A 19,369-nucleotide genomic window follows, 5' to 3' on the forward strand; every position below is an offset into this window, starting at 1 on the left:
TTTTTAGGGTTTAAGGGGGAGTTTAGGTGGAATAGACGCTCCCTCTTTTTCATTTGATAAACGAATTATTTTTTGCAAAATATCTTGTTTACCTTCTATGTCTAACGCAAACACCACATCATAAATTCTTCCGAAGTTAAGAGGTTCTGTCGGGCCTCTTCTATTCCCTTGTTTCCATTTGAGTGTTTTGAATAACTGAGCTGAAAGTGTTGTTTGGAAGTCTGATGCATGATACTCAACGTTGCCGCGAATAGCATTTTCATGCTGCTCTTGGCCACCTAGTTTGTAGAAAAATTTTTGCTCGCACAATGACTGAGCCTCAGGTGTGAGAATATCAAAAAGTTGGGATATAACTTTGCTGGTGGTGATTGTCCTAGTTCTATTAACAGGAGGAGAGCTATGAAAAACTGCTGTAGAAGTGGATAAGGGCGTATTCGAGTGGACGGAAAAGGTATAGTCCTGAGAGTTACTGCTTAATGTTTCATGTTTTTTTTTCGTCTCAGCCAACTCTGTAGCTTCTTGAGTATCTACTGTAATTTGTTGAGAGCATGCTGGGTTTGTTGCGGCAATGTCTTCCTGCATAAAAGACCCTCCTGAATAAAGATGAAATTGAATTGTCCAACCACGCTGACAAGAGTATCTTAAGGGAAAACTGAAAGCTAAGCCATTTTACGTTCATCAGGGCGGTGTTATGGGACAAAGACTTCAGAATGTGCTGCTGGGAGAAGCGGCTTGCGTATGTGTAAACCAAAGCTATGGTGTCATCGCTCCAAATCGATCAGATCATATCGATAAACTATCAAGGTCTGGAGCATGGGGACTAGCCTCCACGGACTATATTGGAATGTCATCAATGTCTAAAGATGCGATTAGAACGTTAGTGAGGCAAAAACTGGATGATAACCGTTCAAGCAAAGATACGACTAATGCTGTAACCAAATGTATGTCATCAGCAGCAATGACAAAACAGTCAAAAATTGGCCAGTGTGATGAAATGTCATGCTTGGTTATCGACTATCTCTCGTCTAAAAAGTGCCGAAATTCACTCCATTTATGTAGTACTGATTTTATGCATGTATTTGTTTTAATCGGTTCAACTGTGTCAGGAGATACAGATTTTGATTTGTCAAAACCAGATAAGGCAAAAATTGGCGAAGACGCGGTAATTTGTGATGCATGGCACAACGCCTGCTTTTCTGTATTTAATGAATCAGGTGAGGTAAATCCATTTTATACAACGAATATGAAACAAATCCTCAAGGAGTGTGGTGGCTACGATAACTTAGAGGATGGGTATTTTTCGGTTTATCCTTCTCTATATTTACCTTAATCCAAAGCGGCATAAAGTGACTTGAGTTACTCTTCGACTTGATTCTAGATAAAACCTCAGAGTTAACGATAATTAATGGAGTTTAACTTTTTAAAGGCAATCAAAAAGGTATAGTCAGCCAGTAATAACAATAGGCACTCGAGGTTATTATGGCTGGCGACCCAATATTATCCGAAAAAGCTCCACTTATTGCAGAATATCGCTATCCAGATGGAGGATGTGTTTCTGCTGAAGAAATTGGTGGAGATTACCAGTTAGACCTTGATTCAAAAAAAGTAACTGAACTGACGAGGCTGGGCAGGTTTCAACTGAGCGTTCAGCTAGAAAATCAAAGTATTGTAACTTTATTCTGTGAGCAAAAAACTGGATTTAGTTCTGGGCAGCCAAGATGGAGTTGTAAAAACGTTGATCGAGAAGTTTGCTGGTGTTTTTGTTCAAGAGATACAAACCCTAAAGTTACCGAAGCCGTCAAAGATGCTTTTACATCTAAGAAACCAATTTACCTATTTGCCGCCATTATTGAAGGGAATGAAGCTGCTGTTCGAGATCATTTGAGACTTCCCAGAAACCTAGCGGTAAGAACTCATGAAGCTAACTTTTCAGTCGGTGCACGTGCTGATGCCAAGGTCAATGTTGGAATACGTGACACCTACTATTGTGATGGAAACACCTATTTTGATTTCCTCTGCGCAGGGCAACCTGTACTGCAATTAGCTGTGATAGGTGGTCAGGCAAAACTCATTCCTATCCTTGTAGATGCCGGAGCAAATCCAGAGCAAATGAATAAGTGTGATCACAGAGCATTGGATTTAGCCGTGCTTTCCGGAAAGGTAGATGAAACAGAAGCATTATTAAAAGCACACGCTCAGATTCATCAGTTTAAGGGACGAAATCTGCTTGATATTGCTCTAAACCAGTATAGTAAACCAATTAAACTGGCATCGGTTCTTCTTAGCTATGGAGCAAATCTTGATGAGTTAGATGGACAAAAACATACCGTGTTGATGAACAGGATGATAAAAGAAGATAAGGATGGAATCATCTTTGCCTTAAAGAATGGTGCTGATATATCCGTTCAGGGTGAAAGTAATCACAATGCAGTGTCATTTATGGTTAAAAAAATGGGAACGAGAGAAAATCTTGAATTGTTCTTTCAGCATTTTAAAGACCAGCGCCCAGATATTAACGATATACCATTTAAAATGGCATTTAGATACGCTGCAAGGGGGGATATTGTATAGCGCTTAAATATTTCGTTGACAAAGGTATCGAACAAACGACGACTGATGATATTCCATTTCCAAGCATAGAGCTCATGCTGGCCGCTGAACATAAGCAAGATGCCGCTTGCCAAATCCTACTTCGAAATTGGTATAAAGAGCATGGAAACATTCAGTGCATAACACCTGCTGCTATTCAGGCTAAAGAAAAGTTTGAGAGTTTGTTGAAACAGCGAGAAATGGGAAATTCGTTAGCTTGTTATTTGGCGAATAAGAAAGAGGCTGGAGCGCCACAACTGCAAAAAAAGCCAATGAGTTAAGAAAGTCGAAAACTTGAAAAGTTAGGGCCTGCTGAACTTTTGTAAGTAAATGGCAGCGATATATGAATAACTTTTAATCGAATTTCACGTGTTAATGAAACCATTCTGAGTAGTATCAATTAAAAAATTTAATTGGGACAGAAAATTATGGAAGGGTTAACGTCTGAGTATCAAGATAGTTCTACAATAGTACAAGAATACCCACAGCAGCCAACAGCAACAATCAGAGTAAAAAATATTTCAGGGAAATATCAATTAGATTGCGATGCGCAAATAATTACTGGGCTGGTAGAAAATGAAAGCTTTGATGTCCAGCTTACTTTACCTGATGAAAATAAGGTTCTATTTCACTGTCAACAACGTGAACAGAGAGGCTTAAAGAACGGTTTATGGGTCTGCACAAATGAAAGACTCGTTCCTTCATGCTGTGGTCTTGCCCATAAAGATCCAAACTCTAAATTAACCCGAGCATTAAGAGATACTCTAGAGTTTAAGGATGTCATCGTTTTTTTTACTGCAATAGTGAATAGTAGGGGGGATCAAGAAACGGATAGCGCGACAGAACTCGTTAAGCAATATTTGAAATTACCTTCTAATCTTTCTATAAAAACCAGTACATCTAACTTTTCTTTAGATGCGCGAAAAAGAAAGAATATTATTCTACATAGAGGTAGTGAAAGTTTTAGCTTTGAAGGAACAAAATATTCTGATTTTTTATGTAAGGGGCAAACATCGTTGCATCTTGCCGTTCATGTCGGAAACGCACATCTCATTCCTTTATTAGTTCAATCAGGGGTAGATCCACATGAAGAGAATGATTTGCTGCAAACTCCATTGGATTTAGCTGTTTACCAAGACCGCTTTGATGAAGCAAATGCGTTGTTAGTTGCGGGTACACAAATAGAACGAACAAATGGATGTAAGTTATTAAATATTGCATTAGCTAACTCTTTTGAAAACGAAACAAGTCAAACATCTAGAGTGGGACAACTATTAGTAGATAACGGTGTGAATATCGATGCTTTGGATGACTCTGGAAATACGCTATTGATGAATAGAATACATAAAAACGATAGGGGCGGAGTTGTTTTTGCTTTAAAGAATGGGGCTGATATAAGTGCCCGTGGAGCGCAAAGCGTCTGTGCTGTAGAGTTAATGGTTGCACTTAACCGATTTACCTTTCTTGAACTGCTGTTTGAGCATTATAAAAGTGATTGTCCAGATATAAATGGTGCTCCATTTAAAGCGGCATTTGAACATGCTGCAAAAACCGGTAAGTGCGCAGCGTTGGACCTCTTTATTGAGAAAGGGATTAGGCAGACAGCAATTAGTGATGTTGAATTCCCGAGTAAAGAGCTACTCAGTGCAGCAAGAAATACACAAAATGATGCTTGCCAAACGTTATTGGCTCACTGGTTTTCCAAAAATAATAATGCTGTTGCGTTGGCAAGTTCTAGTGAAGTAAAAACAGAGTTTGAACAGCTTTTGCAAAAAGAAGGTATGGAAGGGGCATGGGCAGGGTACACTTCTCAGTTGACCCCAGGATCGAGTACTACCACAACCAGCTGAAAAAGGCATAAAAAAACCGGCTAATGCCGGTTTTTAACTAAGAACTAACAAAAATTAAGCTGCAAGTGCTTTGATTTTCGCATTCAAGCGAGCCTTATGACGAGCTGCTTTGTTCTTGTGGATTAGACCTTTAGTTGCCATGCGGTCAACGATAGGCTGTGCTGCGTTGAAAGCTTCAGTGGCAGCAGCGTGATCGCCAGCTTTGATAGCAGCGATAACTTTTTTAAGATAAGTGCGTAGCATAGAGCGACGGCTTGCGTTGTGTTGACGACGCTTTTCAGATTGAATCGCGCGTTTTTTTGCAGACTTGCTATTAGCCAAGGTGCAACTCCTAAAAACTGGATTTGATACTTTATTAAGGCCGAGGAATATGCCCGATCATCCTTGAAATGTCAATGCTAAAGACACACAAAAACGATCAAATCCTAAGGATTTGGCGATCATCAACCTAGCTCGTGTAAAATGTGGCGCAATTCTACCAGCTAATTGAACACTGGGCGACAACTTTTTTACTCTAAACTCAAACACACTGTATTTAATATCTAAAGCGTTCTTGTATACTGTAAAAATGCTCGTATATCCCCGTATTTCGATTGGAGACACTTTGAGTAAAAAATTATTAAAATCCGGCATCGTTGTCAGCGTTATGACCTTAATTTCACGGGTGTTAGGCTTAGTTCGTGATGTGGTTATTGCAAACCTTGTCGGTGCAGGTACCAGTGCCGATGTGTTCTTTTTTGCTAATCGTATTCCTAACTTCCTCCGTCGCTTATTTGCTGAAGGTGCATTCAATCAAGCGTTTGTACCGGTATTGACGGAATATCAAGAAACCAAATCAGAGCAAGAAACTCGCGAGTTACTCTCAAAAGTAGCGGGTACGTTAGGTTTGATCATCACTATAGTGACTTTGTTAGCCATGATTGGTTCACCTGTGGTCGCGGCATTGTTTGGTGCGGGTTGGTTTTGGGACTGGGTAAACGATGGCCCCAATGCTGGAAAATATGAGCTTGCGGCTTTAATGCTTAAAATTACTTTTCCTTATCTTTGGTTTATCACTTTCACGGCATTAGCAGGTTCGATATTGAATACTAAAGGGCGGTTTGCTGTTTCTGCCTTTACGCCTGTTTTCTTGAATATAGCCATGATAGCGGCTGCGATTTGGTTATCTCCCAAAATGGAGCAACCAGAAGTAGGTTTAGCGATAGGTGTGTTTTTAGGTGGTTTAATTCAATTTTTGTTTCAAATTCCATTTTTATACAGAGAAAAGGCGTTAGTTAAACCAACTTGGGGGTGGAAACATCCTGGAGTGGTGAAAATTCGCACTTTGATGATACCGGCACTTTTTGGTGTATCAGTAAGCCAGATAAACCTACTGTTTGACACCTTTATTGCCAGTTTTTTAATTACTGGTTCTATCAGCTGGCTGTATTATTCAGATCGATTACTTGAATTTCCATTAGGTTTGTTTGGGATTGCTATCGCAACCGTCATTTTACCTGCTTTATCTAAAAAACACGTCAATAATGAAGGCGCTGGATTTAGCCATACCATGGACTTTGGGGTTAAATTTATTTTGATGCTTGGCGTTCCTGCAATGGTTGGGCTTATTTTACTCGCTCAACCTATGTTGATGGTGTTGTTTATGCGCGGTGAATTTGATTATTTTGATGTGACTCAAGCATCTCATTCCCTTATTGCTTATGGCACTGGTTTACTGAGCTTTATGATGGTGAAAGTACTCGCGCCTGGTTATTACTCAAGGCAAGACACCAAAACGCCTGTTCGCTATGGTATTGTAGCCATGGTGAGTAATATGGCCTTAAACGTGATCTTTGCTGTTCCGTTTGGATATGTGGGTTTAGCTGTCGCGACTTCCTTTTCTGCACTGTTGAATGCCAGCTTGCTTTATTATGGTTTGCACAAAGCGGGAGTGTACCAATTTAATCGTTCTACTCTGGTGTATTTTCTAAAAGTGGTGGCAGCGGCAGCAATCATGGGCTGGGTGATTTATTACTTCAAACCTATTACAGATATTTGGTTAAATCAATCATTCGCAGAGCGAGCTTGGAGTTTAGCTCAGCTGATTGGAATGGGTGCCGTGAGTTATTTAGCCTGTTTATTATGTCTTGGGGTTAAGCCATGGCGCTTGAAACCTGAATTAGATAGCTGACTCTGATCCTCACTTCGTTTATACTTTTGCGAATTAGCGTGCAATAACAGCTGAATAATGGAATTAATACGCGGGATCCACAATATTTTGCCATCTCATCATGGTTGTGTACTCACCATTGGGAACTTTGATGGCGTTCACCGAGGTCATGCCAAGGTCATTGCGAGTTTATTAGAAAAAGCTGAGCATTTTTCTTTACCTGCGACGGTAATGACCTTTGAACCACAACCTCAAGAGTTATTTCAGGGTGAGAATGCTCCAGCAAGATTAAGTTTGTTAAGAGATAAAATCATTCTTCTTGATGAACTTGGTGTTGACCGTGTATTGTGCGTGAACTTCAACAAGCAATTTGCGCAAATGCCTGCTGAAGACTTTATCAAAGAATTGTTGGTAAAAAAGTTAGGCATTAAATACCTTGTTGTGGGCGATGATTTTTGTTTTGGTGCCAAGCGCCAAGGTAATTTTAAAATGCTGTGTGAAGCTGGTGAGAAGTATGGCTTTGCAGTGGTCAGTACTGAAAGTTTTATACTGGGCAGTACCCGCGTAAGTTCGACAGCCATTCGCGAAACCTTATCTCAAGGCAACTTTGAAGCAGCGAGACGTATGCTGGGTCACCCTTATTTGTTAAGTGGGCGTGTCGCTCATGGTAAAAAATTGGGCAGAACCATAGGCTTTCCTACAGCAAATATTGCGTTGAAGCGTAACGTAGTACCCGTTCGCGGTGTTTTTGCAGTTCGCTGCTTTTGGCAAGACAGTGATGTTTATGAAGGGGTAGCTAATATTGGTTTCCGTCCGACAGTAAATGGTCAAGTGTGCCAATTAGAAGTAAATATTTTTGACTTCGATGGTGACCTTTACGGTCAATATATCGAGGTTGAGCTTGTGGCTAAGATTCGTGATGAGAAACCATTTGAATCTTTAGAAGCACTCAAGCAACAAATTGAAAAAGATGCGAATGAGGCTAAGGCTTTATTCGGAAATGATGCGGGTTAATAAATCGATAGAAAGGCATCATTAAAGTAAGTAATAGATAGAACGATAGTCTCCAATTTTGGAGTGACGTACACATAAGTAACGGTATGGGATCAATGAGCGACTATAAATCTACATTGAATTTGCCTGAAACGGCGTTTCCAATGCGAGGAAACTTGGCTAATCGTGAGCCAGAAATGTTAAAGCGTTGGGATGAAGATAAACTTTATCAAGCAATTCGTGAAAGCCGCCAAGGCTGTAAGCCATTCATTTTGCATGATGGCCCTCCTTATGCGAATGGCAATATTCACATTGGTCACTCAGTAAATAAAATCCTAAAAGATATTATTATCAAGTCTAAGACTCTATCGGGTTTTGACGCGCCTTACATTCCAGGTTGGGACTGTCACGGTCTACCTATTGAGCTTAAAGTTGAGCAAAAAGTGGGTAAGCCGGGTCATAAGGTTTCAGTTGCCGAGTTCCGTGATGAATGTCGTAAGTATGCCGCTAAGCAGGTTGATGGTCAGCGTGATGACTTCATTCGTTTAGGCGTATTTGGCGATTGGCAAAACCCTTATTTGACCATGAACTTTGATACTGAAGCGAACATCATTCGCTCTCTATCAAAGGTAATCGAGAATGGTCACCTACATAAAGGTGTGAAGCCTGTTCACTGGTGTACAGACTGTGGTTCTGCACTCGCTGAAGCTGAAGTTGAATATGAAGATAAAACCTCTCCAGCGATTGATGTTGCCTTTAAAGCGGTAGATGTTGAAGCGGTTACGGCCAAGTTTGGTGTTAGCGGTTACTCTCATCCAGTATCAACGGTTATTTGGACCACAACGCCTTGGACTCTTCCTGCAAACCGTGCAGTCGCACTAAGTGCTGACCTAGAATACGCATTAGTTGAGTTCACTAAAGATGGCGTAACTCAAGCATTAGTACTTGGCGGTGTGTTAGTTGAAGACTGCATGAACCGTTTTGGTGCAGAAAGCCACAAAATATTGGGGACAACAAAAGGTGCTGAGTTAGAACATGCTCGTTTTGCACACCCATTTTACGATTACGACGTGCCTGCAATTTTAGGTGATCACGTAACAACTGATGCTGGTACAGGTGTGGTTCATACTGCTCCGGGTCATGGTCAAGAAGACTTTGTAGTTGGTCAACAATATGGTTTAGAAGTGGCTAACCCAGTTGGTGATAACGGCGTATATAAAGCGGAAACCGAGCTCTTTGCTGGTCAACACGTATTCAAAGCGAACAAAGCGATTGTTGAATTATTGGTAGAGAAGCAAGTGCTTCTTAACCATGAAAACATCCGCCACAGCTACCCACATTGCTGGCGCCACAAAACGCCAATCATTTTCCGTGCGACCCCACAATGGTTCGTATCAATGGACAACAATGGCTTGCGTTCGACTTCTTTAAATGAAATCGAAAAAACGCAGTGGATCCCAGATTGGGGGCAAAGTCGTATTGAAAAGATGGTTGAGAACCGTCCTGACTGGTGTATCTCTCGTCAACGTACTTGGGGTGTTCCGATTACGTTATTTGTTCATAAAGAAACCGAAGAGTTACACCCTGACAGTGTTTCTTTGATGCAGCGTGTGGCTAATAAAGTTGAACAACAAGGTATTCAAGCTTGGTTCGATTTAGAAGCTCAAGAGCTATTAGGTGATGAAGCGGATCAATACCGTAAGATCACAGATACTCTAGATGTTTGGTATGACTCTGGTTCAACCTTCTCCTCAGTTGTTGCGAATCGTCCAGAATTCAACGGTGCAGACATTGATCTTTACCTAGAAGGTAGTGATCAGCACCGTGGTTGGTTTATGTCATCTTTGATGATTTCAACGGCGATGAATGGTAAAGCACCGTATAAGCAAGTACTAACACACGGTTTCACTGTAGATGGACAAGGACGTAAGATGTCTAAGTCTATCGGTAACGTGATTTCTCCACAGCAAGTGACTGGCAAGCTAGGTGCAGACATTCTGCGTCTTTGGGTTGCGGCAACTGATTACAGTGGTGAGATGACGGTTTCTGATGAAATCTTAAAGCGTAGCGCCGATGCTTACCGTCGTATCCGTAATACCGGTCGTTTCTTGCTGGCGAACCTAAGTGGCTTTAACCCTGAAACTGATATGGTTGATGTTAAAGACATGGTTGCGCTAGACCGTTGGGTCGTGCGTCGTGCACATGCTCTTCAAGAAGAAATTCTTGCGGCTTATGATGAGTATCACTTCCACGTAGTGACTCAAAAGCTGATGCAGTTCTGTTCAGTTGAGTTAGGCAGCTTCTACCTAGATATCATTAAAGATCGTCAGTACACGGCGAAAACAGAAGGTCATGCTCGTCGTAGCTGTCAATCTGCACTTTATTTAATTTCTGAAGCACTAGTTCGTTGGATTGCGCCAATCCTAAGCTTTACTGCTGACGAAATTTGGCAGTTGCTTCCTGGTGAGCGTGATAAGTATGTATTCACTCAGCACTGGTATGACGGTTTAGAGTCAGTTGTTACTGAGAACGATTTAAGTGACGAATACTGGCAGCAATTGCTGACGGTTCGTAACGAAGTAAACCGTGTACTTGAGCAAGCCCGTCGTGATAAGACCATTGGTGGTTCATTAGAAGCTGAAGTGACGTTATTTGCGAGTGATGAATTAATCGAGCAACTAAAACAAATTGATGATGAGCTACGCTTTGTATTGCTGACATCAAAAGTAACAGTTTCTCCTTTGGAACAAGCTCCTGCTGATGCTACGGTAACTGAACTTGAGTCATTGAAATTATCGATTGCCAAGAGTGATGCTTCTAAGTGTGAGCGTTGCTGGCACTTCAGTGATGACATTGGACAAACTGAGCAGCACCCAAGCCTATGTCAACGTTGTGTGACCAACATTGAAGGTGAGGGCGAAGTGCGTAAATACGCATAAGCTAATCATTTAGAGCCTGTAAAATAGCAAGCCAGTGGTTATTAACACTGGCTTCTTATTATGGCGAGAATATTTAATAAAAGGGAAAGTTATGCCAACAGATTGGAAACAGAGTGGATTGAAATGGTATTGGATTGTGCCAGTTGTCATTCTGCTTGATCAGCTTTCAAAGCAGTGGGTTCTGGCTAATTTTAAGCTTTATGAATCCATCGAGCTGTTACCGATTTTTAATTTCACTTATGTACGCAATTATGGCGCAGCGTTTAGCTTTTTACATGATGCCAGCGGTTGGCAAGTCTGGTTCTTTTCAGCCATTGCTATTGGGATAAGCGTACTTCTGACATTCTGGCTGCGAAAAGAAGCAGTCACTCAATGGCGTTTAAATTTAGCATTTACCTTAGTAATTGGTGGCGCGATTGGTAACTTGATAGATCGTTTGATCCACGGCTTTGTGGTCGACTTTTTAGACTTTTATTGGGGAACCAGTCATTTCCCTGCATTTAACATTGCTGACTCTGCGATTTGTATTGGAGCTGGCTTACTTATTTTAGATTCGTTTGTTAATAACGATTCAGAGAAAAAATCATAACAAGAGGGAATACCAGTGACACAAGCATCATACATTTGTCATATGGAAATCTTATTAGAAGACGGCTCTACTGCGGATAGCACTAGAGCTTCTGGCAAACCAGCTCGATTAAATTTAGGCGATAACAGCCTTAGTCCTGCATTTGAAGCAGAACTATCAGGATTGGCTCAAGGTGATAAACATAAATTTACTCTTGAAGCTAAAGATGCCTTTGGTGAATCAAACCCAGATGCCATCCACTATATGGATAAAACTCGCTTTCCAGCTGATATGACTTTGGAAGAAGGCGTTATTGTTAGTTTTGCTGGTCCTGGCGGCAGTGAAATTCCAGGAATGGTTCGTGAGGTAGCTGGTGATTCAGTTACTGTTGATCTTAACCATCCGTTAGCAGGACACAAAGTCACATTTGATATCGAAGTCGTGGAAGTTCTGTAACTCGTGTATTTATCACGAGGCAAGAAGCAATATTACGAACGCCAACAGAAATGCACATCCATGTGCTGACGAGCGTGACTTCCTGTCACGGACGGTTGTCTTATCGCATTATTGCTCCTCTCAACTGTTTTCTGCATTATTCCAAATCCAGCATTTATACGAAGTTCGGAAATGTCTGAACAAATTTAATTTGTAAGGTGAATAAAAAATTACCTAACAAACAGTAATTATTTGTATAAAATAAGTTCCCAAGATATAAAGCTCATTGAGCATCTAGCATTTTATTCAGGTAACAAATATGCCAACAGCAAGTGAACAGGCAAAAAAAATAGATATTCAGCACATCGAAGACTCCAGTGACGTGCAAATTATGCTGGCAAACCCTCGTGGTTTTTGTGCTGGAGTAGACAGAGCCATTAGTATTGTTGAACGTGCATTAGAGTTATTTGAACCGCCAATTTATGTTCGCCATGAGGTGGTGCATAACCGTTATGTGGTAGAAGATCTAAAAAGCCGTGGGGCTATCTTTGTTGAAGAACTCGACCAAGTGCCTGATGATTGTATTGTTATTTTTAGTGCCCATGGTGTGTCACAAGCTGTTCGTGCAGAAGCCAAACGCCGTGGCTTAAAAGTTTTTGATGCAACTTGTCCGCTGGTAACTAAAGTACATCTACAAGTGACCAGAGCAAGTCGTAAAGGCATTGAATGTATCCTTATTGGTCATGCTGGACACCCTGAAGTCGAAGGTACCATGGGACAGTACAACAATGATGAAGGTGGCGTATATCTTGTTGAGTCCGTAGAAGATGTGGCTAAAATGCAGGTGAAACGTCCTGATGAATTATGCTTTGTTACTCAAACAACGCTGTCTGTTGATGAAACCATAGATATTATTGAAGCATTAAAAGCTAAGTTCCCTTCAATTGAAGGTCCTCGCAAGGATGACATTTGCTATGCGACTCAAAACCGTCAAGATGCAGTAAGACACCTCTCACCTAATGCTGATTTGATGGTGGTAGTTGGTTCAAAGAACAGTTCTAACTCAAACCGTTTAAGAGAGTTAGCTGAAAAAACAGGAATTGAAGCTTATCTAGTTGATGACCCTAATGATGTAAAAGCTGAATGGTTTGAAGGAATCCATAAAGTTGCTGTTACTGCTGGAGCGTCAGCACCAGAAGTATTAGTACAACAAGTTGTTGATGCCATTAGTCACTTTGCTCCTAACACAATTGCTGAAATTTCAGGTCGTGAAGAAGATACGGTTTTTGCTGTTCCCGCAGAGTTGCGCTAACAAGCAACAATAGTTTGAAAATTATAGATTAAAGCCTGCATTGTTATGTAGGCTTTTTTATGTCCTCTAAATTGCAGAGATAACATATATACAACTTTTGTCTATTTGTATGTTAATTGCTCTAGTTTACTGGGTATAATATGTAGCAATTGTGCCACGGATGGCCTAGAATCGAGTCCCTAATAATCAATAACTATAGGTTTTTGTTGAATAAAACCTGAAATTAGCCGTCAATAATGTGGCGAATTAAGGAGATTTGACGCAAATGCAGAACAATGAAAAAGGACTTTCACTAATCGAAGTTCTGGTATCACTAGTCATATTAGTGATAGGGCTCATTGGCGTTTTTAATCTACACCTTATTTCAAAGCAAGGCAGTTTCGAATCCTTCCAACAAACTCAAGCATCCTATTTAGCTCATGACATTATTAATCGGATGAAAGCAAACTCATCTCAATTACCTTCCTACGAAGGAGAATACTCTAGTATGCCTACGAGTACACCTAACAATTTGTGTAATGATGTTAGCGATCCATGTACAGCAGTAGAAATGCGAATGGCTAATTTGTATCAATGGCAGAAAGCGTTAACAGGGCAATATGAAATTGATGATAAAACACCAATCGGTGGGCTCGATGAACCGACAGCCTGTATTACCGTCAAGGATGAGAAAGTTGAAGTAAAAATTACATGGAAGGCAATTCGTGAAACAACTGATGCAAAGGATGCTAATGAAAAATGTGGTACAGCAAGTAAGAAACGTCGCTTTTATGTTGTAACGACTTTTATCAGGAGCAACGTATGATTACTCGCTCGTTCTTTATCCATAAAAATAACCTCTCCCAAGGTTTCTCTTTAGTAGAGTTGATGGTTTCCATGGTAATTAGCCTATTCCTTACCCTAGGCTTGTTTACTATGTTTCGGATGTCGTCCACCAATGTTACTACCACCTCCCAATTTAATGATTTACAAGAAAATGGGCGTATGGCATTGGCCTTAATGGAAAGGGATTTAAGTCAAACGGCGTTCATGGGAGATATGACAGGTGAGCGATTAATGCTTAAGGCAAATACTCAAGTACTCGCAACTTCATTAGGACAAGCGAGCGATTGTATTGGTGGAGGACTGAATAACGAAAGTTTACCCATAGATAGTCCATCACCTTTTCGTCTTGTCTGGGGATACAAAAATGGTATTAGTACAGAGCCATTTTCGTGTTTGAAAGATGTAGCCCCAAATACAGATGTACTTCAAATTAAAAGAGTTCGAGGCCCTTCGAGCGATACGCGGCTTACTACTAAAAATCAATACTATGTTGCTACTAATATCAATGAAGCCATTTTCTACAAGGGTGATGAGGTCGATGCAGCTGATCTAATAAAGCTGCAAGACCCAACGCTACGTTTTTGGTCTTTCGCACATCATATTTACTATGTCAAAAAAAAGAATGGCATCCCAAGTCTTCATAGACGTCGGCTAGTCGGTTTCAATATGAATGGTGGCGGCGGTGGCGATCAGCAGTTAGTTGAAGGTATAGAAAATATTAGAATACTTTACGGCATCGATCGAAATTTCGATAATGATGTCGACTTATTTTTGCCTGCAGCTAATGTGACAGATGAGATATGGAGTGGTACAGGTGATGACAGGATCATTGCTTTACAAGTATTTCTTATGGTTCGTTCAATCGATAAAGATCCTAGCTATACCAATAACGTAGGATACGACTGGGGTGATCCTGGCAGTAAGTTGAAATTTGATGACCATTATCGAAGAAAAATAGTCATGACGACGATTTCACTAGATAATTTAATGGCTAGCAGGAATTCAGAATAAGGACATTGACAATGAAAAAGCAAAAGGGTGTTGTACTGTTTTTTGCCATGATTGTACTGCTATTAATGACAATTATAGGCGTATCTTTGGCAATGAATTCAACGCGATCACTAAGAATGGCTGGTTCTGGTGTAGAGCGGATGGAAGCGTTAAGTATAAGCCGAGGAGCTCAAGATCTAGTTATTAAAACTTATAGTGGAAAAAAAGAACTAACAGACTTGGCTGGTGAAACAAAATTAACAGTATCGGGATTACCAACAGGCAAATCGGCTCCAGAAGTCATAATAACTGCGAAGCCATTAGGAACAGTAGATATAGGCTGCGGTCGTCAAAGAAATGCCACTTCAAATAATATTGGTTGCCGTAGAATAGAAATTAATACTGAATCGAAATATGGCAGAGAAAAGCTCGGTCGATTAGTAATCGTATCTGGAATAAGACAAGAAGTAATTACAGGGAGTTAATCATGTTTAAGAAATTTATACTTGGTTCGACCATTGCCGCTTCTTGTATGACAGGAGTCAGTTTTGGCGATGATACTGAACTTTACATAGCTGCATCGAACGCTAGAACAGGTTTAAGGCCTCAAGTTCTGATTATTTTTGATAACTCAGGCAGTATGAGTCGGCATGAATCAACAAAACCATTTTTTACAGATACTGGAAAATTGAATGACTCCACTAAACTATATTTTTCAAGCAATGGAACAGTAGTTCCAACGGCTGATTCATCTCAATTTATTCTTCAACGAACTAATGCTTGTGCTAGTTCAGCCCAATATCTTAATGATTACGGGGTATTTACTGGTTACATAAGAGAGTACCGCTTTACTGCTGGCCAAGGACGTTGGCAGCCGTTGCCAACTGATGATGGTTCCTCTATTAAAATTATTGATTGTTATGAAGATATCGAAAACAAAAACAAGAGTAATCCTCATTGGCCTGATGGATATCCAGTTGATGGTGAAGGCGATGAAACTAATAAAAAGCCATATACTCACATTCCGGACGGTGCTAGTCCCGCTGCAATCGCTGATGCCATTGCCAAATCTAAACTAACAGATTTAGGTATAGGCAAGCCTATCACTTTATATACTCAAGAATATATTGATTGGTTCCATAAAGATAATAATAATGCCGATACCAAGAGGCGTATTGAAATCGCGCAAAATATTATCAGCGAAACAGTATTGACGACTCCGGGCGTCGATTTTGGTCTTGCAGTATTTAATCGCAACGGAGATTCCAGAGACCATGGTAGTAAAGACCATGGTGGCAGAATAATCAAAGCTATTTCCAAAACCGATGAGAAATCAAAAACAGATTTATTAAAATTAATTGATTCTTTACATGCTGAAACATGGACACCTCTTTGTGAAACCATGTATGAAGCTTATCGATATTTTTCAGGTGGATCAGTGGTCTACGGTAAAAATCAAAATCGTTCACCAAGACCACCTATGGATTCGAACGCACAAATATCAGGAGTTTACAAATCTCCTTTTTCCGATAATAACTGTGGAAGTTCCGCCTCTATAATTTATATAACAGATGGTGAGCCTTTTTATGATCTACACGCCGATTCAGATGTTGAACAGCTAACAAAAGCTACATTTGGAGACAAAGTTGATGGAAGTTATTTACCAGCGTTGGCTAGCTGGATGAAAACTAACGATGTCAATAGTACTGTTCAAGGCACACAGACGGTGAGCACATATACCATTGGTTTTTCTGATGGCGCTGATAAGGCTGCAGAAATTCTCAGTAAAACTGCAGAATGGGGCGGTGGAAAATATTATGCCGCAAAAGACGCCGTAGCTTTAAGAACTGCTTTACGTGACACATTTACCAATATTCTTGCTGGGAGTTTTAGTTTTACCTCACCATCCATTGCGAGTAACAATTTTGATAGAACTCAGACTCATGATTCCGTTTATTTTGCGATGTTTACCGCTAATAAAGGTGCGCGATGGACTGGGAATTTAAAAAAATTCAAAGTCAGAGGTAATGGAGAAATCATTGATGCGAGCTCAGGTTCGAAAAAAGCCATAGGTGCAGATGGCAATATTGATGCTAACGCTTGTTCATATTGGAGTGATTGTTACACATCTGGTCCAGATGGTCATGATGTCACCAAAGGTGGCGCATTAGCAATGCTCAGAGATCCAGTTGATAGGAACATATACAGCAACATTGATAGTGCGTGGAAAATTGTAAGTAGAACAAAAGGAGTGCTTAATCTACCAAAGGGTCAAGCACAGGCAGACCTTGCAACTAAAATAGGCATCAATAAAGATAATAAAGATAAAGTCGATGATCTTATGAAGTGGACTATTGGAATAGACGTTGACGATGAAAATGACGATAAACAATTTACAGATATACGTCTAGATATACTCGGCGATCCTCTTCACTCGAAACCGTTAGCCATCAATTATGGAATAGAAAAAGGTAAGCCTGATATTAGGCTGCTTATGGGTACCAACCATGGTTTCCTTCATATGTTTAAGGATGTTGAAAGCCAAAATAAAGTCGAAGAATCGTGGGCTTTTATTCCTTCCGATTTACTTTCAAATTTACCTATATTAAGAGCTAACGTTCCAACGGGTGTCCACTCCGTTTATGGAATTGACTCTCCACCAGTGGCTTATATTCAACGTTCATCAAATACAATTAAAGATATTTGGGCATTTGTCGGTATGCGACGTGGTGGATCTGCATATTATGCCCTTGACATTACCAATGCAGATGAGCCTAAATTCATGTGGAAGGCTGACGCGACAACTTTGAAAACACCTGAGCTAGGTCAAACTTGGTCTGTACCTGTTATAACCCGTATTCCAGGTCACTCAGATGGTGGTGTTGCAAAACCAGTGTTAATTGTAGGTGCTGGTTATTCTCCGACTACCAAAGACGGGAGAAGTTTAGGAAAGGATGATACAAAGGGTCGTGGTGTTTTAATCATTGATGCTGAGACGGGGAATTTGGTTCATTATTTTGGGCATGGCGCTTCGGGTAAATCTGCTATGCCAGGTATAAAAGACAGTATTCCTAATTCTGTAGCCGCTTTAGACAGTGATGGCGATGGCTTAACAGATCGAATATATGCAACGGACACAGGAGCTAATATTTGGCGCATTGATATGCCGAGTGCTAATAAATCAGAATGGACGGCATATAAATTTGCAGATCTTGGAGGAAATTCTGTAGCGCAAGATAGACGCTTTTTTGCTGCGCCAACTGTTGCACAAACCATCATCACAAATATTGTTGTAGATGAAAAAACAAAGCAACAAATGAAACAAGATATACCCTATGATGCTGTCGTCGTTGGGTCGGGTAACAGAACCAGTCCATTAGATACAGGGCGTGATGACTATTTTTATGTGTTACAAGATAGAAATATCACTACCAAATCTTTTGATGGTACTACCAACCCTGTACCGGAAACGTTAACCTTGACCCATTTATTTAATGTAACAACAGCGCCAGCAAATAATCAGGATACTCACATAAAATTTAGCGCCAATAAAGGTTGGTATTACAACTTCAAACAGGCTGGAGAAAAAAGCTTATCTGCAGCGACCATCATTAACGGTAAAGTCTTTTTCACCTCTTTTGTTCCGGGTAATAATTCTACGAACCAATGTTTGATAGGCGGTGTAGGTCGATTGTATGGCTTTGATTTACATCGTGGTTTTAGAGCCTATCAATCTGAATATTACGAAATGAGTGAACGTGTTCCAGATACGCCACAGCTTGTTATTCCCCCAAATGGTGAGGGGAAAAGCTACATGTACTTAGTTGGCATTGGATCCGCTGGAGATAAAATGAAAAAGATTGACATTGATAACAATGGCTGCGGTAAAGACGATCACCGTTGTGTAGGGGGTGGTCTTAAAGCCAGTAGAATTTATTACCATGTCGTAGAGTAGAGTCGTATAAAGCCAAAAAGTCAAGGGAATGACTATGGTTGATGGATGATAATGTATGAAATTAATAAATGGATTCACACTCATTGAATTGATGATAACGGTAGCAATCATAGGGCTGTTAGCCAGTATTGCTTACCCGTCATATACTCAGTACGTTGCAAAAGCAGCGAGAGGAGATGCACTTGCTGGCTTAGTTCATGTAGCCAACTTACAAGAGCAATATTATTTAGACCACCGAGCATATACTAGCGATTTAAGTAACTTGGGATTAGGTGGTATAACTTATACAGTTGAAAATGGTTATTACGAAATAAAGGCTGAAGTGCCGAAAGATAATGGCAGCTTTACGCTTGTTGCAACAGCTTTAGGAAGTCAGAAAAAAAGAGATCCTGAGTGTACGACAATAGCATTAAAATCAAATGGTGAACGTTATAAAGATGAAGCAGCTCAAGAGGAGTGCTGGAAATGAAAATACTGTTAGTTTCTACAATATTAATGGCCGCATCATCAGTTAATACTACTGGTTATTCTGATTATAAATGCTACTTGGATACAAGTATTGGAAAGCAATTAGTACTTTTCAGTTTTAAGACAGAGGCCGTTCGAAATCGTTTAGCTAATTTGCCAGCAACTAAATTAAATTTGAATGGAAAGAAAGGCGTTTACGTAAAAGACGTTATTGAGTGTGTGAAAGAGTCTGCTAGTTTCAGAAATGCTAAGGCGAAAAAATTAGATAAGAACTTAGCTAGATAATTAAGACGTTC

At 40.3% G+C, this 19,369-nt stretch carries 18 protein-coding genes; 16 read left to right on the forward strand and 2 right to left on the reverse strand.

Annotation, left to right across the window (positions count from 1 at the left end; all coding sequences use genetic code 11):
• Positions 1–3: 3 nt before the first annotated feature.
• Complete coding sequence (locus E2H97_RS05525; RefSeq protein ID WP_133406219.1) at positions 4–582, reverse strand: hypothetical protein; 579 nt, start codon at positions 580–582, stop codon at positions 4–6.
• Positions 583–691: 109 nt separating this feature from the next.
• Here E2H97_RS05525 and E2H97_RS05530 point away from each other — a divergent pair, with 109 nt between their 5' ends.
• The 4 genes from E2H97_RS05530 (at position 692) to E2H97_RS05545 (ending at position 4,439) form a co-directional block, all read left to right on the forward strand.
• Entirely contained in the window at positions 692–1,330 is a 639-nt protein-coding gene (locus E2H97_RS05530; RefSeq protein WP_133406220.1) for a hypothetical protein, read from the forward strand.
• Positions 1,331–1,479: 149 nt separating this feature from the next.
• Positions 1,480–2,571: an ankyrin repeat domain-containing protein gene (locus E2H97_RS05535; protein ID WP_133406221.1), complete on the forward strand. Its 1,092-nt coding sequence runs from the start codon at positions 1,480–1,482 to the stop codon at positions 2,569–2,571.
• A 74-nt stretch (positions 2,572–2,645) separates the two neighbouring features.
• Entirely contained in the window at positions 2,646–2,870 is a 225-nt protein-coding gene (locus tag E2H97_RS05540; protein WP_133406222.1) for a hypothetical protein, read from the forward strand.
• 147 nt (positions 2,871–3,017) lie between these two features.
• The gene (locus E2H97_RS05545; protein WP_133406223.1) at positions 3,018–4,439 is read left to right on the forward strand and encodes an ankyrin repeat domain-containing protein; all 1,422 of its coding nucleotides are present in this window, start codon (positions 3,018–3,020) and stop codon (positions 4,437–4,439) included.
• Positions 4,440–4,493: 54 nt separating this feature from the next.
• On the opposite strand, the gene rpsT is transcribed toward E2H97_RS05545, so the two are convergent.
• Entirely contained in the window at positions 4,494–4,760 is a 267-nt protein-coding gene (rpsT, locus tag E2H97_RS05550; RefSeq protein ID WP_121837256.1) for a 30S ribosomal protein S20, read from the reverse strand.
• 283 nt (positions 4,761–5,043) lie between these two features.
• On the opposite strand from rpsT, the gene murJ reads away from it, so the two are divergent.
• From murJ to E2H97_RS05610, 12 genes are all read left to right on the forward strand, one after another.
• Positions 5,044–6,609 (forward strand): murein biosynthesis integral membrane protein MurJ, encoded by a 1,566-nt coding sequence (gene murJ / locus E2H97_RS05555; protein WP_133406224.1) that lies wholly within the window; start codon positions 5,044–5,046, stop codon positions 6,607–6,609.
• Between the two features lie 57 nt (positions 6,610–6,666).
• A complete protein-coding gene (ribF, locus tag E2H97_RS05560) occupies positions 6,667–7,602 on the forward strand; it encodes a bifunctional riboflavin kinase/FAD synthetase (RefSeq protein ID WP_133406225.1) in 936 nt (311 codons plus the stop codon).
• Positions 7,603–7,697: 95 nt separating this feature from the next.
• Positions 7,698–10,520, forward strand: coding sequence for an isoleucine--tRNA ligase (ileS, locus tag E2H97_RS05565; protein WP_133406226.1), 2,823 nt, complete (start codon positions 7,698–7,700; stop codon positions 10,518–10,520).
• Between the two features lie 91 nt (positions 10,521–10,611).
• A complete protein-coding gene (gene lspA / locus E2H97_RS05570; protein ID WP_133406227.1) occupies positions 10,612–11,109 on the forward strand; it encodes a signal peptidase II in 498 nt (165 codons plus the stop codon).
• 9 nt (positions 11,110–11,118) lie between these two features.
• A complete protein-coding gene (gene fkpB / locus E2H97_RS05575) occupies positions 11,119–11,544 on the forward strand; it encodes an FKBP-type peptidyl-prolyl cis-trans isomerase (RefSeq protein WP_121837251.1) in 426 nt (141 codons plus the stop codon).
• A gap of 361 nt (positions 11,545–11,905) precedes the next feature.
• Positions 11,906–12,835 (forward strand): 4-hydroxy-3-methylbut-2-enyl diphosphate reductase, encoded by a 930-nt coding sequence (gene ispH / locus E2H97_RS05580; RefSeq protein WP_170308361.1) that lies wholly within the window; start codon positions 11,906–11,908, stop codon positions 12,833–12,835.
• Positions 12,836–13,100: 265 nt separating this feature from the next.
• The gene (gene pilV / locus E2H97_RS05585) at positions 13,101–13,640 is read left to right on the forward strand and encodes a type IV pilus modification protein PilV (protein ID WP_133406229.1); all 540 of its coding nucleotides are present in this window, start codon (positions 13,101–13,103) and stop codon (positions 13,638–13,640) included.
• Positions 13,637–14,671, forward strand: a complete 1,035-nt coding sequence (locus E2H97_RS05590) for a PilW family protein (RefSeq protein WP_133406230.1) — start codon at positions 13,637–13,639, stop codon at positions 14,669–14,671. Before pilV ends, E2H97_RS05590 begins: the two co-directional genes overlap by 4 nt.
• 11 nt (positions 14,672–14,682) lie before the next feature.
• Positions 14,683–15,135 (forward strand): pilus assembly PilX family protein, encoded by a 453-nt coding sequence (locus tag E2H97_RS05595; RefSeq protein WP_133406231.1) that lies wholly within the window; start codon positions 14,683–14,685, stop codon positions 15,133–15,135.
• Positions 15,136–15,137: 2 nt separating this feature from the next.
• On the forward strand, positions 15,138–18,605 hold the full coding sequence (locus tag E2H97_RS05600; protein ID WP_133406232.1) for a pilus assembly protein: 3,468 nt from the start codon (positions 15,138–15,140) through the stop codon (positions 18,603–18,605).
• 55 nt (positions 18,606–18,660) lie between these two features.
• On the forward strand, positions 18,661–19,074 hold the full coding sequence (locus tag E2H97_RS05605) for a type IV pilin protein (RefSeq protein WP_133406233.1): 414 nt from the start codon (positions 18,661–18,663) through the stop codon (positions 19,072–19,074).
• Complete coding sequence (locus tag E2H97_RS05610) at positions 19,071–19,358, forward strand: TapY2 family type IVa secretion system protein (protein ID WP_133406234.1); 288 nt, start codon at positions 19,071–19,073, stop codon at positions 19,356–19,358. The genes E2H97_RS05605 and E2H97_RS05610 overlap by 4 nt, the downstream gene beginning before the upstream one ends.
• The last annotated feature ends 11 nt before the right edge of the window (positions 19,359–19,369 follow it).

This window comes from Parashewanella tropica (assembly GCF_004358445.1).
GTDB classification, from domain to species: Bacteria; Pseudomonadota; Gammaproteobacteria; order Enterobacterales; family Shewanellaceae; genus Parashewanella; species Parashewanella tropica.

Coding starts and splice junctions, on each gene's coding strand:
- lspA (WP_133406227.1), top strand. CDS start 10,612: ATGCCAACAGATTGGAAACAGAGTGGATTGAAATGGTATTGGATTGTG.
- E2H97_RS05600 (WP_133406232.1), top strand. CDS start 15,138: ATGTTTAAGAAATTTATACTTGGTTCGACCATTGCCGCTTCTTGTATG.
- E2H97_RS05595 (WP_133406231.1), top strand. CDS start 14,683: ATGAAAAAGCAAAAGGGTGTTGTACTGTTTTTTGCCATGATTGTACTG.
- E2H97_RS05540 (WP_133406222.1), top strand. CDS start 2,646: ATGCTGGCCGCTGAACATAAGCAAGATGCCGCTTGCCAAATCCTACTT.
- E2H97_RS05525 (WP_133406219.1), bottom strand. CDS start 582: ATGCAGGAAGACATTGCCGCAACAAACCCAGCATGCTCTCAACAAATT.
- E2H97_RS05610 (WP_133406234.1), top strand. CDS start 19,071: ATGAAAATACTGTTAGTTTCTACAATATTAATGGCCGCATCATCAGTT.
- E2H97_RS05590 (WP_133406230.1), top strand. CDS start 13,637: ATGATTACTCGCTCGTTCTTTATCCATAAAAATAACCTCTCCCAAGGT.
- pilV (WP_133406229.1), top strand. CDS start 13,101: ATGCAGAACAATGAAAAAGGACTTTCACTAATCGAAGTTCTGGTATCA.
- E2H97_RS05605 (WP_133406233.1), top strand. CDS start 18,661: ATGAAATTAATAAATGGATTCACACTCATTGAATTGATGATAACGGTA.
- ribF (WP_133406225.1), top strand. CDS start 6,667: ATGGAATTAATACGCGGGATCCACAATATTTTGCCATCTCATCATGGT.
- ileS (WP_133406226.1), top strand. CDS start 7,698: ATGAGCGACTATAAATCTACATTGAATTTGCCTGAAACGGCGTTTCCA.
- E2H97_RS05530 (WP_133406220.1), top strand. CDS start 692: ATGGGACAAAGACTTCAGAATGTGCTGCTGGGAGAAGCGGCTTGCGTA.
- E2H97_RS05545 (WP_133406223.1), top strand. CDS start 3,018: ATGGAAGGGTTAACGTCTGAGTATCAAGATAGTTCTACAATAGTACAA.
- E2H97_RS05535 (WP_133406221.1), top strand. CDS start 1,480: ATGGCTGGCGACCCAATATTATCCGAAAAAGCTCCACTTATTGCAGAA.